Origin of the sequence: Myxococcus llanfairpwllgwyngyllgogerychwyrndrobwllllantysiliogogogochensis, from assembly GCF_006636215.1 — a bacterium.
In the GTDB taxonomy this organism is placed as follows: Bacteria; Myxococcota; Myxococcia; order Myxococcales; family Myxococcaceae; genus Myxococcus; species Myxococcus llanfairpwllgwyngyllgogerychwyrndrobwllllantysiliogogogochensis.
The window spans coordinates 32,176-48,720 of sequence record NZ_VIFM01000061.1; the positions used below are offsets into that span (position 1 = coordinate 32,176).

14 protein-coding genes and 1 pseudogene are annotated in these 16,545 nt (G+C 71.4%); 3 read left to right on the top strand and 12 right to left on the bottom strand.

Annotation, left to right across the window (positions count from 1 at the left end):
- Positions 1 to 62: 62 nt before the first annotated feature.
- From FJV41_RS17400 to FJV41_RS17415, 4 genes are all read right to left on the bottom strand, one after another.
- Entirely contained in the window at positions 63 to 2,666 is a 2,604-nt protein-coding gene (locus FJV41_RS17400) for a coiled-coil domain-containing protein (RefSeq protein WP_141643618.1), read from the bottom strand.
- A 44-nt stretch (positions 2,667 to 2,710) separates the two neighbouring features.
- Complete coding sequence (locus FJV41_RS17405) at positions 2,711 to 3,745, bottom strand: trypsin-like peptidase domain-containing protein (protein WP_141643619.1); 1,035 nt, start codon at positions 3,743 to 3,745, stop codon at positions 2,711 to 2,713.
- 200 nt (positions 3,746 to 3,945) lie between these two features.
- The gene (locus tag FJV41_RS17410; RefSeq protein ID WP_181790718.1) at positions 3,946 to 6,375 is read right to left on the bottom strand and encodes an alpha-2-macroglobulin family protein; all 2,430 of its coding nucleotides are present in this window, start codon (positions 6,373 to 6,375) and stop codon (positions 3,946 to 3,948) included.
- Positions 6,372 to 9,449, bottom strand: a complete 3,078-nt coding sequence (locus FJV41_RS17415) for an MG2 domain-containing protein (protein ID WP_181790720.1) — start codon at positions 9,447 to 9,449, stop codon at positions 6,372 to 6,374. Before FJV41_RS17415 ends, FJV41_RS17410 begins: the two co-directional genes overlap by 4 nt.
- A 99-nt stretch (positions 9,450 to 9,548) precedes the next feature.
- Between FJV41_RS17415 and FJV41_RS17420 the strand changes: the two genes are divergently transcribed.
- Positions 9,549 to 10,748, top strand: a complete 1,200-nt coding sequence (locus FJV41_RS17420; protein ID WP_141643622.1) for a hypothetical protein — start codon at positions 9,549 to 9,551, stop codon at positions 10,746 to 10,748.
- A gap of 10 nt (positions 10,749 to 10,758) precedes the next feature.
- Here the strand turns inward: FJV41_RS17420 and FJV41_RS17425 are convergent, their stop codons facing one another.
- Together FJV41_RS17425 and FJV41_RS17430 are read right to left on the bottom strand one after the other, a co-directional pair.
- A complete protein-coding gene (locus tag FJV41_RS17425) occupies positions 10,759 to 11,037 on the bottom strand; it encodes a hypothetical protein (protein ID WP_141643623.1) in 279 nt (92 codons plus the stop codon).
- A gap of 100 nt (positions 11,038 to 11,137) precedes the next feature.
- A complete protein-coding gene (locus FJV41_RS17430) occupies positions 11,138 to 11,332 on the bottom strand; it encodes a hypothetical protein (protein WP_141643624.1) in 195 nt (64 codons plus the stop codon).
- A gap of 242 nt (positions 11,333 to 11,574) precedes the next feature.
- Here FJV41_RS17430 and FJV41_RS17435 point away from each other — a divergent pair, with 242 nt between their 5' ends.
- Complete coding sequence (locus tag FJV41_RS17435; protein ID WP_141643625.1) at positions 11,575 to 11,784, top strand: hypothetical protein; 210 nt, start codon at positions 11,575 to 11,577, stop codon at positions 11,782 to 11,784.
- A gap of 54 nt (positions 11,785 to 11,838) precedes the next feature.
- Here the strand turns inward: FJV41_RS17435 and FJV41_RS17440 are convergent, their stop codons facing one another.
- The 4 genes from FJV41_RS17440 to FJV41_RS17455 all read right to left on the bottom strand — a co-directional run bounded on the left by FJV41_RS17440 (position 11,839) and on the right by FJV41_RS17455 (position 14,716).
- Positions 11,839 to 12,231 (bottom strand): hypothetical protein, encoded by a 393-nt coding sequence (locus FJV41_RS17440; protein WP_141643626.1) that lies wholly within the window; start codon positions 12,229 to 12,231, stop codon positions 11,839 to 11,841.
- A 181-nt stretch (positions 12,232 to 12,412) separates the two neighbouring features.
- Positions 12,413 to 13,084: a hypothetical protein gene (locus FJV41_RS17445; RefSeq protein ID WP_141643627.1), complete on the bottom strand. Its 672-nt coding sequence runs from the start codon at positions 13,082 to 13,084 to the stop codon at positions 12,413 to 12,415.
- A gap of 100 nt (positions 13,085 to 13,184) precedes the next feature.
- Positions 13,185 to 13,985, bottom strand: coding sequence for a nucleotidyltransferase family protein (locus FJV41_RS17450; protein ID WP_246137254.1), 801 nt, complete (start codon positions 13,983 to 13,985; stop codon positions 13,185 to 13,187).
- 140 nt (positions 13,986 to 14,125) lie between these two features.
- Complete coding sequence (locus FJV41_RS17455; protein WP_246137255.1) at positions 14,126 to 14,716, bottom strand: head protein; 591 nt, start codon at positions 14,714 to 14,716, stop codon at positions 14,126 to 14,128.
- Positions 14,717 to 15,177: 461 nt separating this feature from the next.
- Here FJV41_RS17455 and FJV41_RS52300 point away from each other — a divergent pair, with 461 nt between their 5' ends.
- Positions 15,178 to 15,318, top strand: a complete 141-nt coding sequence (locus FJV41_RS52300) for a hypothetical protein (protein WP_181790722.1) — start codon at positions 15,178 to 15,180, stop codon at positions 15,316 to 15,318.
- 41 nt (positions 15,319 to 15,359) lie between these two features.
- On the opposite strand, the gene FJV41_RS17465 is transcribed toward FJV41_RS52300, so the two are convergent.
- The gene (locus FJV41_RS17465) at positions 15,360 to 16,265 is read right to left on the bottom strand and encodes an AEC family transporter (RefSeq protein ID WP_141643630.1); all 906 of its coding nucleotides are present in this window, start codon (positions 16,263 to 16,265) and stop codon (positions 15,360 to 15,362) included.
- Positions 16,262 to 16,545 (bottom strand): annotated as a pseudogene (locus FJV41_RS52305) (hypothetical protein); the annotation flags it as partial. The pseudogene FJV41_RS52305 and the gene FJV41_RS17465, both read right to left, overlap by 4 nt.

Genomic DNA, 16,545 nt, shown 5'->3' on the forward strand with positions numbered 1-16,545 from the left:
GGCGCCGTCATAAATTGCCGCCCAGGCCCGGCCTCTCGAGCCGCCGGGCATGACGCGGGCGCTCAGGAACCGCCGCCCCCGTCACTCGCGCCGCCCCGCCGCTCCACGCGCGTCAACAGGCCGGTGAGGCCCTCGAAGCTGGCATTGCCCACCTGGTGCAGTCCGAAGCCCCAGAGGAACGCCGTCATGCCCGCGCCGAAGCCTCCCCACGTCGGAGAGAAGACGTTGAGGAGCTGGAGTCCCAACACCACCGCCACGCCCGTCAGCAGCGCCAGCAGCGCCAGCTCCACCACCCACAGATGACGCGGCGAAGGCAGCGGCATGCCCTCCAGCGCGCCGAGCCCGCCCGCGGAATCCGCGTCGTCATCACCCGGAGCCTCCGGCAGCGACGGCAGGCTGCCTCCCGTGGGCGCGCTCGCCGAGGGCACCTCTGGCGCGGAGGCCGCATTGGCCAACAGCGACTCCCTCCCCGCCGGAATCCCCATCCTGCCGCTCATGCTGGCGCTCTGTGGACTCGGGTAGCTCTGGAGCGCCAGCCGCGCCTTGTCCGCCTTGTAGTCCGCGTCCTGCAGCGTCTCCGGCGTCAGCGCCAGTTGCGCCTCGTTCAGCAGCGAGTCGATGTGCCCCAGCTCATGCAGCTCGGAATCCGCGGTGGCCTCGCTTCGCTTGCGCGCCACCTCCTCGCGCAGCCCGTCGATGCGCTTGCGCACCTGGCCCGTCTGCGCGTGATGAAGGATGTCGCGTGCCTCGCGGTACTTCGCGGCAGCCTCGTGTGGAGACTCCGCCGCCAGCGCCAGCATCGCCTCGCGCAGCTTCGCCTCCGCGTTATCCAGCTCCGCCTTCTGCGCATCGCTGGCCGCGCTCCGCGCCTCCTCCAGTGCTCCACGAAGCTCCAGCAGGAGCCGCCGCACGTAGTGCGCATACGCGCCCTGGTACAGCCGGAAGCCATCGTCCACACTGACATCCGCGCGGGCCCGCGCCTGCTTCAGCCGCTCCTTCACGTCCGTGGTGAGCTCGCGCCACTCCTCCAGCGAGAAGCCCCGGGGATTGCGCGGCGAGGCCACCGCCAGCGACAGCTCCGCGCAGAGGACGTCGAAATAGGAGCGACGGGCCATCTCGAACTGCTGCCGCGCCGTCGCCAGGTCTCCCTGGTCCAGCCGCGCGCGCACGTCCTGGAGCAGCGGCAACAGCTCGTACATCAGCCGGAAGCCCAGGCTGTCATCCCCCAGCTTCTGCGCCAGCGCGCGCGCCTGCGTCTCCAGCTCCGCCAGCTTCGCCTTCAGCCCCGCCCGCGCCAGCTCCTCCACGTTCTGCCCGCGCAGCGCCTTGAGCTGTTCCTCCAGTCGCTCCGTCGGCACCTTCCCGATGCGAAGCGACGTCTCCGCCTCGTCCAGCAGCGTGCTCGCCTGCGCAGGCCGCAACTCGCGGGGCAGCGCCTGGAGCTCGCGCGTCCCGGTGCACCACGCCTCATACAGCCGCAGCTCCGGCTCCACTCGGGCCAGCTCCGCCTCCGCCACCCGGCCTCCTCGCAACGGCCCACGAATCCGGGAGACGAGCGAGTCGATGCGCGCGCGAACCTCCAGCCCCACCCGCCGGGTCTCCTCGTCCTGACCATTGAGCAGCACCGCCGCGCGCCTCCGCAGCGCCTGCGCCCGCTGGAGCTGCTGCGCCCGGGGACGGATGTTCTGCGTGTACAGGCGCACGCCGTACGACGACACCGCGCCCGCCGCGATGAGCAACGCTCCCCACAGCCACGGCGTCCTCACCCAGACGGTGAAGGGCTGCTCCACCGCCACGCCCTGCGGCACCGCCATGCGCACCGTGCCCGTGTACTCGCCCGGCCCGTCCAACCCGCGCAGATGCAACAACAGCGTGCCGCTGCCATTCGCCGGCACCAGCACCGAGTCGACCGTGGCCGACAGCTCCAGGTCCTTGCCGTCCTTCCCGCCGCCCTCCAGCGAGAAGCTGGCGCCGTCGAAGCGCGGCTGCACCAGCGTCGCCCCCAGGTCCGGGGCCTTGTGCTGAAGCTGGAGCAACCGGGGCGCGGCCACCTTCCCCGTCACGCCCGCCGTCTCCTTGAAGGGCAGCCGCACCGTCGCATCCACCGTGCCCAGGCCCCAGCCCGACGAGGCCACCGCGGGCGACGTCGCCACGAACTGCACCACTGGCACCGCCTGCGTCCGCGTGACGATGAGCGCCGTCGTCTCGCGCCCACCCGCATGCACCAGCACCAACTGCCCCGTGTAGTCCCCCGCCGTCGGCAGCTTCCCGCTCACCTCCAGGTGCAGCGGGGCTCTCGCGGAGATGGACGGCGAGCTGGACACCGTCGTGCCCGCATCCTCGGTGCCTGCCTCGCGCACGACGGCCGTCAGCGTCACCTGGGAGCCGTCACTCGCCTGCAGCGGGTCCACCAGCACCGTCACGCCGCCGGGGAGCGCCTCCTCCACGCCCGCGTCACCCGGAGGCGGCGACAGCAGGTCCACGCGCAGCACCGTCCGGAAGTCCTCCGACGTCGTGCGCAGCTTCACCTCGTTGCTGGCCGTGGCGCCGGCCACGCGCAGCCGCGTCTGCGCCAGCGCGACGCTCGACGCGGTGAGCACCACGAGCAACACCAGGCGCGGGAGGCCCTGACCACGGCGGCGGCAACGGGCATCGAGGACGAACATCCACCGACGATAACAGGCGCGTCCCCCGCCTCCAGTTCACACCCTCACTCCCAGCCCAGGAGCGCCTTCACCTCCGGGGACAGGCCGCGGCGGATGGTGTCCGTGGGAATGCCCTCGTTGTGTCCCGTGGCGGACGGCATGCGCGGCCCACCGCTGTGATGCAACGCGGCCAGCCGCAAGTCCTGGGTGAAACACGGCGCGCCCGAGGACCCCGGGCTCGTGGAGGTCCGATAGGACACACGCGTGCGTGACGCGTTGACGGACAGGAACTCGTCCAGCACCACGCTCATCGGCTGTCCCTCCGGGTGCTGGACGATGAGCGCCAGGCTGCCCACGACGAAGGGCACCTCCTCCTCGGGCAGCTCCAGCCAGCCCCGGGGCTCGCCCTCCACCCGCTCCTCGCCCGGCGCGCCCTCCACCTGGAGGAAGGCGTAGTCCAATTCATCCACCGTCGCCTCGCGAGGCCGGGGGTGCATCAGGTCCGCGGGACTGTACGAGCTGCGCGCGATGCACCGCTTCACCACGTAGCGCGTCCCCGACTGGAGCAACGTCCGGTCCGGCAACACCTTGTGGTCGAAGCGCACGCGCAGCGACTCCAGGAGCCGGTTCTCGATGACGTGGAAGTTGGTGAGCACCACGTCGCGCGACACCAGGAACCCCGTGCCCAGGGACGCGCCCAACACCGGCTCCACCCGGCACACGCGCCGCTCTATCGCGGCCAGTCTCCGGCGCCACCCGTCCGCGCCTCCGGCCTCGCTCCAGGCACCGACGATGCGCTCCAGGCTGCGCCGCGGAATGCTCCGCTGCACCGAGGCGAGATAGCCCTGCATGAAGCGATGCAGCCGCGGATGGCGCGGATGGGCACCGTGCATGCCCGTCACCAGCTCTCGCGTCCAGCCTTCCGACTCCGCGCGATGGATGAGTCCCGACGCCCGCTCCCTCGGGCCGCCCGTGGGAACGAGCGCTTCCAAATCCCGGTGGCACACCGAGGCCACCACCCGGCGAAGGTCCTCCACCGAGGGAAACGCCCCCAGCATCGCCAACAGCAACTCGTCTCTCTCCGCGCCGTCGAGCTCCATGGTGTCACCCGTGAAGAACCACTGACGAAGCCTTCCCCGGCCTGCCGACGCTGCGATGAATCTTCTGTATTCGCCGAGCGGATTCCCAGTGGCAGCCGCCCTTCTGCCCTGACGTGCCGGGTCCAGAAGCCCGCGAGCGGACACTCGTTACCGGGCCCTCCGCAACGAGGCCCGGGTCCGAAGTCGTCGAGGACCCCGCCTCAGCGCACCGCCCACGTAGCGGGAGGTACGTAGGAAACGAGGTCCGGCCGCGCCACCACCCGCAGCGAGGAGGCGCCCGCCTGGAGCGTCCCCGCCAGCGTGGGGATGACGCGGAAGCGCACCTGGAAGGGCTCTCCCTGTCCCCGGGGCCGCAGCTTCAGCGTCACCGCGCCATCCTCCGAGGTCCACGACGCGACACTCCCCACCGCCACCAGCGCGTCCAGGCTCGCGGCGTCCACCTGCACACCCGCGGGCAACCCGTGCCGCAGCTCCAACTCGAGGCCCGAGGGCGTGGAGGCCTGCATCGTCACCTCCACGGGCTGCCCCACCTTCGCCTCCCGGGGCGAGTCCACGGCCAGCTCCAGTCCCCCTTGCGCCTCCTGCTTCCACGGCACGGCGGCGGACAACGCCAGCGCGAAGCCCAGGCCCGGCACCGCGGGCTCCGCTCGCACCGTCCAGACATGCGCGCCTGCCGAGCCCGCCGCCGGGGCCTCCAGCGACAGCACCTCGCGCAGCGCCTTGGCGTCATAGGTGCCCTCGGCCACGGGCTTCCCGTCGCGCTCCAGCACCACGCGCACCCGAGCGGGCAGCGGCTCCTTGAAGAGCGACACCACGGCCTTGAGCGCCAGCCGGTTCGCCCGGCCTCCGCCCCAGCCCCGCGCCGGCCCATAGCCCGCGAGCAGCGAGGCACCCAGGTCCGCCAGCGGCGCCTTCGCGTCACCCTCCAGACCCAGCACCGCCAGCGCGGTGGCCTCCGCCCCCGAGGGCGCTTCCCCATTGGCCGCCACGACGCCCGACTCCACCGGCAGGTACGCGGCGCCGTCCTCGCGCTTCTTCAGCGCGTCACGCACCTGGGCCCGCAGCGAGTCCCGCAGCGCGCCCGTCACGATGCCGCTCGCCAACAGGGACGCCGCCGTGTAGCCGTCCTTCACGTGCGCCCGGTTGCGCTCCAACGCGCCTGACGCCAGCGTGGAGAAGCGCGCCGCGCGCCGCTGCCCCCCAGGCGTCCCGGACGCCGCCGCCACCGCTCGCGCGCAATCCGCCGTCGCCACCAGCAGTCGCTGGAGCGTCCAACCTTCGCCCCCCTGGCACGTGCCGTCCGGACGCTGCGCCGCGGCCACCCAGCCCGCGAGCCGCTCGCCCAGCCGCGCCAGCACCGGGTTGTCCGGATGGAGCAGCGCGCCCTCCACCAGCAGCGTCGCGGACACCACGTCCGGCGTGCGCCCCAACCGCAGCGCGCGCTGCGTCGCTTGCGCCACGAGGACCCGCACGCCTTCCGCGTCCACAAGCCCTCCCGCCGCCTCCGGCGGTGATGCCACGCGCGCGCCCTTCGGGGAGAGGGCCGCCTTCAGGACCTCGGCCGCCTGGGGCTCGCCCAGCGCCGTCAGCAGCTCCGGCGCGCGCCCGGCCAGGAGCAGCGCATCGGCCACGTCCTCCGAGCCCCCGCGAGCCCCCGCCGACGTCAGCTCCGAGCGCAGCACGCCCAGCCCTCCCGGATACACCTGGAGCCGCACGCGCTCACTGCCCGCCTGCGCATCCGAGGCGCCCGTGAGCGACAGCGTACGCGGCGCCGCCAGCGTGCCGCTCCACGTCTGGACCACGGGCCGACCGGTGGGCCACACGTCCAGGGGCTTCTCCACGCTGTCCGCGTCTCCCAGCGCCGCGCGCACCGCGATGGGCCCCGGGCCCGACACGCGCACCGTCACGTACTCCACCACGCTGCCTCGCGCCGGCACGCGCACCGTGCGCGTGGCGCCCTCCACCGCCGCGCCCGTGGCCTCCACCTTCAGCGACGTCTCCACGGCCGCATCCGTCGTGTTCACCACCTGCACCGGCAGGCGCACGGAGTCGCCCGCGCGCAGGAAGGCCGGCAGCACCGGGTCCACGTACGTGGGCAGCGTCCCCGCGAAGCTCGTCACCGCGCCCGCCTGGGCCCCGGTGCGCGAGTGCGCCAGCGCCAGCACGCGCCAGCGGGTGAGCCGGTCCGGCACGCGCACCGGCAGCGTCGCGGTACCGGACTCATCCGTCACCACCAGCGGCTCGAAGAGGAACGTCTCCGGGAACCACGCGCGGCTCGGCGCCCCTGGGGCCGCGGGCTTCTCCTCCAGCAACCCACCACCGCCCGGTGAGCGCTCTCCCCCCTTCCCCCTCGCGAGGCGCTTGTCGGAGCCGCCCTCTCTCTCCTCCTCCGGCGCCGCGCCCCCTCCCATGGGGGCCTGCATGGGCGCGGCGGCGACCGCGATGGCGTCCGACTCCTTGAGGGCGAAGTCCGCCGACACTCCCATCGTCTGGGCATTGGGTTCCCAGTCGCCTCCCAGCGCGGACGCGGACGCTCCGAAGAGGCCCCGGAGGTTGTCCCCGAACAGGGTCAGCGTGAGCCCGGCCCCGACGACGAGGCACACCGCCCCGACGATGATATTGCGCATCATGGCGCCTCCCGGGCGACCCACGCGTTCCAGTTCTCCACGTCCTCTGGCAGTCGCGTCCCACGCGACACCACCGCACGCGGGTCCGTCAGCTCCAGCAACTCCCTGGGCAACCGCGACAGCCTCAGCCGCTGGCCGAAGGCATCCTTCACCTTCTCGCCCCGCTGCTCGCAGGACGCCAGCGCCTGGGTCCACAGCTTCGCGAGCCCCGCCGGGTTCAGCGTCTCACCTTCCGGCGCCTTCTCCTCCCACTCACGCACCTGCGCGTGCAGCTCCGCGAGCACCGCGTAGAAGGGCTCCGTCAGCTCGGACTCCGGGTCGAACTCACTCCGCGCCCGCGCGCTCACGCGCGTCTCCGCATCCTCCGGCGTCGGCACCGCGCTCACCCGCAGCAGCGCCGCGGCGGCCGCGTTGGAGCCCCGGATGCGCCCCTGCGCCAGCGCCACGCCATCCAGCACCCCGAAGGCGGGCTGCGACACCGTCGGCGCGGGCCTCACGCTCGCCATCGCATCCGTGCCCGGCAGCGGCACCAACTGGCTCAAGGTCTCATCCACGCCGATGAGCCCCACCGCCGCGGGCCCATCCTTCCCATCCACGCGCGTGCGCACCTGGAGCCGCGCCAGGTCACCAGGGGCATAGGCCGGCTTCTCCGACGACACCTCCACGGAGAGCTGCGCGCGCGGCGCCACGTACACCCGCGCCCGAGCCCCCGCCCACGACGTCTCCGCCCAGCCCTCGAAGTCCGCGGGCAGTTGGAAGCGCGCCGTGGTGGAGCCCTTCTCCAGCTTCGCCACCAGTTCCTGCTTGCCCACCGTGAGGTGCAGCTCCTTGGGCAGCGTCCCCTCGAACGCGGGGCCCCGCATCAGGTCGATGCGCACCTCTTCGCCCGCGCGCGCCAGCACCGGTGTCGCGCGCAGCCGGAAGGGCGGCAGCGTCGCCGGGCGCGACATCCACTTCGTGTCCCCCACCGGCTTGCCATCCACCTTCGCCACCACCTTCAGCTCGTAGCCCAGGAACGTGGTGGCCTGTGCCTGCCCCTCCGTCTCCGAGTCATCGTCACCGGAATGAACCGTGAACCCCACGACCCCCATCGACTCCTCTTCCTCGATGTCACCCGTGAGCCTCACGCGCGCGAGGCGCTCCTGGACACACGCCACCACCGAGGGACTCAGCGTGCTCTTCACCCACGGCAGCGCGGACCAGGACGTCGTCAACTCCCGCTTCGCGCCCAGCCGCCAGCTCAGCGCCACCGGCAGGCGATCTCCCGACTCCAGCTTCGACGGCAGGCACGCCCGCGCGTCGCTGACGAGGGGCGCCATCGCGTCCGTCAACGACGTGCCCGTACCAAAGGCCGGCTCCGCCACCAGCTCCATCCAAGGCAAGCCCGCATCCCGCACCTCGAACGTCAGCGCGAGGACGCGCTCTCGACCCGCGGGCAGCGTGCGCGCGCGAACCCCCTGGGCCAGACACGCCGTGAGCGCGTCCAATTCGCCCCCCACCTCCGTCACCGCGCCCCCCGCGCCCACGCGCACGCCCAGCCTCACCATCCGCTCTTCCTCATCCGGCGGGATGAAGCGCGCGCACGGGAAGAGTGACGTCAGCCAGCCCTCCACCACGAGCCGCTCCTTCAGCGACGCCTGGCTGTCCTCCTCCAACAGGTTCGTCAGCGTCACCAGCCGCACCGGAGGTGGCCGTGGCGCGCGGCGCACGGGCAACGGCGGCACCACCACGTTGACGGGCGGTCCCGGGTCCAGTTGGAAGGCCGCCACGCCGTCCTCGTCCGTCACGCCGCGCACGCCCTCGTCCCGAGCATCCCACGCGCGCGTCACCGTCAGCTCCGCCCCCGGCAGCACCCGGCCGTCCGGCGTGGTGGCGCGCAGGTAGACGCGGTTGCTGAAGCCATCCACCAGCCCGTCCTCCAGCTCCGTCACCGAGGAGATGGCGAGCGCGTCCTCCGAGAGCAGGAGCGCCACCGCGCCTCCCACCCGGTCCCCCGCGGCATCTCGCGCGGACACACTCGCGAAAAGCGTCACCTGGCCGCGCAGGTCCTCCGGCACGCGAGGCAACGTCACGCGGAAGCGCCCCGCCGCGTCCGAGCGCGCCCGAAGCGGCAGTCCCCCCGTGCTCCATTCCGGAGGCGGCGGCCACGCCCCGGAGACAGTCCACCGCAGGTCCACCTCCGCGTCCGTCACGGGAGCACCCGACGCGTACACCACCTGGCCTTCCACCTCGGGCGTGTCACCCGCGCGCCAGGAGGGCCGGGGACTGGACACCTCCACGCGGAAGCGCGGCAGCGTGAAGGGCTTCACCTGGAACGTCGCGCTGGCCTGCGTGTCACCGCTGCTCCACAGCAGCGTCCACACTCCGACGGGCGCGCCCCGGTCCAACGGGAAGCTGCCGGCCACGACGCCCCACGGCCCCGCGGGCGCTCGTTCCTCCAGCACCGTCTCTCCCGTCGCGTCCTTCAGGAACCACGTCCCGGGCCGCCCATCCAACGGAGACAAATCCCGGGTGCGCAGCACCACCGCGCGGAAGCTCACCTCGTTGCCCGGCTCGTAGAGCGGCCGGTCCGTCAGCACATGGGCCACCGCGGGCGCGTAGAGCGGCAGCGTCGCGTCCACCGTGTCCGTGCCCAGAGGCGTGGTGACGCGGGCGCGCAGCTTGTAGTCGCCGTCCGGCACCTCGGGCAGCTTCACCTCGGCCACCAGCGTGTCGTCGGAGTCGCGCGTCCACGGGGACTTCTTCTCGGGCTCCAGGGGCGTCTGCTTCCCGTCGGCATCCACCAGGAACAGCTCCGCGGAGCCCCGCCGCACCCGCGCGGTCATCAGGCTGCCCCGAGCGTCCGGCGCGTGCGCGTCCGCCCAGATGATGACGCGTCCGGAGAGCCCTCGCGCCACCGAGCGGACATCCAGGCCCACCGTCTGGCGGAACTGTCCGTCCGGGCACTGGGGCACCTTCACCCCACGCAGCACCCAGGCGCTCAAACACACGTCCCACGCCGCGAAGGCCCAGACCCCCACCAGCAGCAGGGCCGCCAGCCCCCCCTTCTTCGCCCGACGGCGGAAACGCTCTGTCATGCATCCTCCCCGAGGCCGCACTCTATGCCGGGAGTCCCCCTGGCTGCCGAGCCCCCTTCTTCGCGCACCCGGCGCCGGTGCGGTAGCGTCCCGCGTCTCATGCTCCCGTCGCCCAAGCCCCGTGCCGCCCGAGCTCCCCCGGATGCCCTGCCCTCGCGACTGGAGACGCTGCTGGAGTCGCTCACGGACCGGCACCTGGCGGACAGGTTGGAGCGCGTCCATCGCGCGGCGGCGGTGGCCATCGACCAGTTGGGACACCTGAGCATCGCCCGGTACGAGCCCACCTCCCTGGAGTCGGACGGCGGCGCGGACCTGTCCCTCTGGGAGACCATGGCCCCCGCCATCGGCGACACCCTCGTGGGCGTCAACCAGCTCGTCAGCGCCATCCACCAGCAGTTCCCCCCGCCCGCGCGCGCCGCGAGCACCGGGGACACCGGTTGGGCCCCTCCCCCCGCCAGCTCCGATGAGCGGCTGGCGCAGGAGGTGGAGGCGGTGCTCCACGCCACCGCGGAGCGGCTGTCCAAGCGGGTGTCGGAGCTGGGCCAGCAGATGCGAAAGCCGGAGGTCGTCAGCGACCGCTGGACGCTGATGGCCAAGCTCCAGGCGTTCCGCGCCGACTTCCGCGTGCGCATCGGCGACCTCGTCTACCTGACGGCGGCGGCCTTCGAGGACGTGCGCCGCGAGGACGTGGTGCCCGGTTACGTGCACCAGGTGGGCGCGCGCTCGGCGCTGCGCGGGGCGGCGGCGGACCTGCGCCGCTCGCTGCAAGGACGGTTGGAGCGCGCGACGAAGGCGGAGGCCCCGTCACGACCCCCGCTGGCCCGACAGATGGCGGAGAGCGTGTCGGCCTTCATCACCCTGTCCGCCTCGGTGGCGCTGCGCACGCCGCAGAAGCACCACGTGCTCACCTTCCGCGCGCGCCTCCAGGACGCGGGAGGACAGTCGGAGCTGGCGGCGGACGTGCTGCCCTCGCTCGTCGAGCCCTTCCTCGCCTTCCTGGAGGAGGCCATGGACGAGGTGACGCGCACGTGGCTCGTCGTGCATGACCGCGAGCTGTGGGCGGCGTGTGGCGCGAAGCTGGAGCAGGCGGAGATGCACCTGACGCTCGGCTCGCCAGGCGCGGCGCGCGTGCTGGCGGACGCGGTGGACACGGCGGCGGCGCTGTACGGCCGCTCGGCGCCGTTCGACGGCTTCCTGCGCAAGGCGCGACAGGAGGCCGCCGAGGGACTGGCCGAGACGGGCTCATACGGCCTGCTCGAGCGCTTCCGGGAGCGCCTCGCGGCCCTGCCCTTCAGCTAGGCGGCCGCGACTACTTCTTCGTGTCGGCGGGAAGCGCGGGAGCCTCCGCCTTCGACGGCAGCACGCGCAGCTCGTTGAAGCGCTCGGCCAGCGTGCCCGGCGTCATCTCTTCCTGCCACTGCTTGGGGTTGGTGTTCCAGCCGAAGTCCGCCGGCACCTTGCCGCCACCCTGGTTCTTGTAGCCAATCATGTCCGGGAACAGCGTGGACCAGCGGCCCGCGGGGTCCGGCTCCTTGGTGATGTACTGCCGGTTGGCGGGGATGAGGAAGGGCTTGCTCGCGTCGCTCATGACGCAAAGCCTCCCCGAAACCCGCCCGCAAGGGTAGTGGGAAGCCATGGTGACGGCGCCTGGAGGCCTGGTCCCCGGACATCCCCCCGGAATGAGGCCCTCAAGCGGCCTTCCGGGCCTTCCCCCGGCGCACGGGGGGCAGCACCCGGGGCCCCAGCGCGAAGACGGCCGCGAAGTAGCGCGCCTGGGCCTCGCTCCGGTACCGGTAGCGCCGCACCTCGCCCTCCGACGTGACGACCTCCACCCCCCAGCCCTTCCTGTCCTCGCTCACGTCCACGCGCTCCACGCCGCCCATGCCGTCCCCCTCTCCCGTTTCCTGGCGTCTTGGAGATCAATCACCGTGCCAGTCAGTCCACGCGGATGCCCGGGGTTGCGGTGTCCACGGGACGTCAGTCGGCCGCGAGGCGGTAAGGAATGCAGCCACGCTCGCCTGCCTGCCTGCTCGTGAGGTGGAAGGGTGCGATGCCCTCCAGGGCGCGTACCCAGGGCCCGGAGCGGTCTGCTTGTGCCGCGCGATTCCTGCGTTAACTCAGAGGCATGACTGAATTCGAGAGCAACATCGGCGAGCGGTTCGCCGAATTCGTCCTTCCCGACGGCTGCGTGCTCTGCGGTGGGGCGGTGAACGTGCGCGCCAGCCCCTCCGGGGCGCACAGCTACTGCGCCCACTGCCACTGGCTGTCCAAACCTCGCATGCGCGTGAAGGACAACGGCGTGGAGCTGTCCTTCGGCGCGGCGGCCACGGCTTGATGTCCCGCGCGTCGAGCATCCACGAGGCTCGACGCGCTCACCCCACGGGCAGGCTCAATTCGCGGAGCAGGCCCAGACCCCCTGGATGGTGCAGAAGCAGTTTCCGACGCGCCGGTTGATGCAGCACGAGCGCGTGCCGCTGCCCGCCGGGGAGCACGCCTTGCCCGCGAGGCTCAAGCAGGAGCTGTTGGGCTGCAGGCAGATGGAGGGCAGCGAAATGGGGCAGATTTTGTGCAGCCCATCGCACTCGACGGACTCGCCCGGGTAGGTGTTGCACGTGGTGCCCGTGCAGGACACCGTCGACCCATTCGAACAGGTCGTCGTACACGTTTCGAGCGCGCTCTCCTCCTGGGCGAGAGGCTCCAGCGCCTCGACGGCCTCGGTTCCACCACAGGCCAGCAGACCGGACACGACCAGCGCCGACAGCACCGTCAGGGACAGCTTCATGGGTGGGCTCTCTTTCAGCGAAGGATGGGCGATGGCCCATCACGCACGCGCGTGCGCGCTGGAGAGGGATTGAAGCATGACCCGTGGGTGCCCCGTCAGGCACGGGCCCATGATTCACCGTGGCATCTGCACTTCGATTTCACTATTTCGAGCAGAGCGGACACGGTGGGGTGCAGGGGCCTCACCTGCGCGGGCCTTCGTCGAGGCCGGGGCCTTCCAGGGTGCGCCCGGAGTCGGAGGCCTCACGAGGCGGTGCGGGCGGCAGGCCCTGCGCGGAGAGCAAGAGCGACAGCAGCGCGGCCTGCTCCTTCTCCCCGAGGACCTCCATCGTCTTCGGCAGGCTGAGGGAGACGGAGGTCGGTTCGCCGTCCACGTCGGGCTGACAGGTGCGCCAACCGGTGTAGTGGCCCCCCGCCACCGTCAGGGTGTAGCTGCAGCCGCCCACGTCGCCGGAGATGCCCACGGGGGAGATGACGAGCGAGGTGGGCCAGTGGGCGAGTTCGCCATCCACGCGCAGGCCCTGCTCGGAGGCCATGCGGGACAGTTCGAGCCGGCTGTCCTCCACGCCCACGCGTCCGACGATGGGCCCCTGGGGCCAGCGCAGGTCCACGTCACCGCCGCGCAGGCGGCCCTTGAGCGAGGAGCCGGTGCGGCGCAGGTCGAAGCCTCCGCCGCGCACGACGTCGCGACTCAGGGACACCGTGAGGGACTCTTCGCCCACCTGGAAGCGGATGGGACCGCCGCGTTCGGAGACGGCGAGCTGCGCGCTCGCGGGCGCGGCGAGTCCGAGCGACAGCAGCACCGCGCTCAGCCTGCCGAGCGCTCCTCGGGGTCCGGATTCGGGGCGTGACACGGGGCACCTGCCTTTCCTCTGGGCACTGGAGGGAAGGTAGGGTCGCGAGCCCGGGGCGGGCATGGCCGTGCACCCCGTGGGCTCGCATGGAGGGACGGGCTCAGTGGGGCCCGTGAGCGCCTGGAGCGCCGCCTGCCGCGAGGGACGGGTCATCGCGCTTGCGCTCGCGTTTGTCCCAGGAGTCGCCGTCCTCGTAGCCCCACTCGTCGACGTCGACGCGGTAGCTGGTGGGTGAGAGCAGTCGTCCCCGGCAGATGCGCTCCTGCCAGTTCCCGTGGTCCACGGAGCTGTCCGCGCGGGAGAGCAATTCGCGCATCAGCCAGTCGGGGACGATGGCGCGGTCGGATGGATAGGCGAAGCGGAAGAAGAGCAGATGGGAGAGGAGGACTTCCCAGTAGCGGTCGAAGCGGCGCAGCAGGCGTTCCCAGTCGAACGTCGCGCCGGTCTTCAGGAGCAGGTGGGTGAGCTCGTGGCCATCGAAGCGCTCTCGCTCGAGGACGAACGCCTTGCTCCAGAAGATTTCCTCGGCGGGAGGGACGCGGCACGGGCAGCCCAGCACCTGCGCGGGGACGGCGTGCTCGAACCAGGCTTCGTCGATGGCGGTGATGCCGTTGCCGGAGCCGTAGATGAGGTCGACGAGGAAGTCGGCCCAGAAGGCCTTGTGGAGCCAGCCGTGGACCTCGCTCTCGGTGCGCCACTCGTTGCGCGCGAGGAGTTCGAGGGCGCGGTCTCCATCCTTGCGGTGGAGGAAGAGGTCTAGGTCCTTGGTATCGCGATAGATGCCCGTGTAGTGAGCGAAGGCGTAGGCGCCGCCCACGAGGAAGGGGATGCCAGCGTCGGAAAGCAGTTGGATGGCGTAGGTGCGCGCGCCCAGCTCCGCCACGGAGCGCCGCACTTCCATCCGCCTCGGGTCTCCTCCGGGTGCCCCGGAGGCCTTCGGTGGTTGCTCGGCCATGAGGGAAGATAGGGGAGCAGGGCCGGCACGTCAGCGAGTCGTCCGCGCACCCGCCCGAAGGGCAGGCGAGCGGGCGTGAGTTCTTCTCAGTCGGCTGGCTCGTCCGCGGGGGCAGGTGCGGCCTTCGCGGCCAGGGACATCGGGTAGATGGCGCGGACGTTGACGCGGTAGTGGTACGCCACGAGGTGGGGCGCACCGTTGATGAGGATGAGCACCTGACGCGGGGGCTCAGGCTGACTGTCGACCCAGGCCTGCGCCTGCTCGACTGTGTCGAACGTGGCGACAGGTGGAGGGAGTCCCTCTTCTTCAATGTCCTGAAGATAGAACTCAAGCACGGGACTCGGGGGGAGGCGGCGGAAGTTCCCGTCCCGGAAGTGGACCACGTTGAAGTACTCGTCCCCAACCAGTACCTTGGCGCCGTTGAGTGGAGCCGGATGCGCATGGAGCCAGGCCATCGCTTCCTCACGCGTGTCGAAGCGCGCGGAGACGAGTGGAGGGGCCCGAGCCTCCAGACTTTGGCGGTAGTCGTCGACGGCTTCAGCCTGCCCGGTCTCGAAGATGAACTCGAACACCTCCATCGCGGTGTTCAGCTTCTCCTTCTCCTCGGGCGAGTGGCTCTCGTGGCGAAGACGTCCCAGTACTTCCTGGACCTCCAGCAACTTCATTCCGGGCGTCATGGAGAAGCCTCCGTCATCAGGGAATCCGCTTGCACTGGGGTCTCGACCATCAAGATAGCTGGGGCGAGAACGAGAAGACCTGCCCCCATGGAAACCACGACGAAGGCCACCCCTGCGATGACGACCAGGCTCCCCATGAGGACACTCGTCCGATTGCGCTTCAGCCAGTCCACTGCGTCGTCCGTCGCCGCGAACTCCCGGGGTTGCAACCGCTCCAGTTCCTGGCAGTCCCGAAGGGGTTGGTCGCAGCGCTCTTGGCAGAACTCCAGCTTGCCTCCCTTCTTCCTCCCTCCATTGGTGATGTGACCGTAGCCCCGTGCCAAAGGACGAGACATGCACTCACGAACGCAGTCGCGATTCTCCTCGTCGCAATCACGCGGCCGACTCACGACTGGCGTCGCGCGCAAGCGTGAGCGGCCTCCCTGGCGCGGCAGGTCGAACCCCTCGGCAGGCTCCCACGCATGAGTCACGACGCCATCCCCCTGCTCCCGGATGACCAGCACGAGCCGCTGGAGCTCAGTGGCGTTCTCGGGGGCCGCCTGCCGGGACGAACTACAAGCCACGAGCGTCACGCCCACGAACACGGCAACGAGTTGCTCTGAAAATCGGTAGTTCGTCACACACCCTCGCCAGACACAGTCCATCACCGCACCAGCCACAACATCAGGGGCGCGGTGACGAAGGACAGCGGAATCCCCACGCCCACCATCAGCACGGCCAGCTCCGGGTCCAACCGATGCTCGGCCGCGAGAATCGCCGCGCTCACCATGGGCGCCATCGCCGCCTGGAGCACCGTCGCCTGCACCACCACCGGCGACAACCCCGGCAACGCCAACAACCCCAGCGTCACCACCCCCGGCACCAGCACCAGCTTGTAGAAGAGCCCCAGCGACAGCGCCGGCAACCGCGCCCTCATGCCCGACAGCCGCAACTGCAACCCCACCGAGAACAACGCCAGCGGCGTCAACAACGCCCCCAGCCGCTCCAGCACCGACTCCACCCAGACCGGATACCCCACCGGTCGCAACAGCAGCGACACCACCAACGCCACGAACGGCGGAAACGTCGCCACCTTCCTCGCCAGCGCGCTCAGCGGCAGCTCCACCTCCGCGCTCGCTCGCGCCGCCGCCAGCGTCGCCAACGTGGACAGCACCAGGAACGAGCCGAGCTGGTCCGCAACCACCGCCACCGCCAGCCCCTCCGAACCCAGCAACGCCTCCGCCATCGGCAAGCCGACGAACGCCGTGTTGCCCAACCCTCCCGTCAACACCAGCGCCGCCACCGACTCCTTCCCCAACCCCAGCCGAGGCCCCAGCCACCGGAAGAACGGCCCCGCCGCCAGGTAGTACAGCCACGGCACCACCGCGGCCACCAGCAGCGACGGCACGAACTCCAGCCGATGCATCACCCGCAACACCAACGCCGGCAGCGCCACGTACAGCACGAACGTGTTGAACGGCCCCGCCGAGCCCTCGGGGAACTTCCCACTGCGCCGGGCCAGCACCCCCAGCACCAGACACGTCCCCAACAACCCGATGACCTGACTCATGACGCCCGCGCCTTCCCGCGTCGACGCTGTCCCGCGCGCGGCGACCGTGACTCCTGTTTCCCAACGCCCACCACCCCGCCTCCCGACAACAACGCGCGCTCGCGCTGGATGAGCTCCGCCAGGAAGTCCATCACCGCCCGCACCCTCGCGTTCTGCTGCAGGTCCGCGTGAACCACCAGCCAGATGTCACGCCGCAGCGCCACCACCGGAGGCAACAACCGCCGCAAACCCGGCGTGAGGTCTCCCTGGAGACACGGCATCAACCCCAACCCCAATCCCC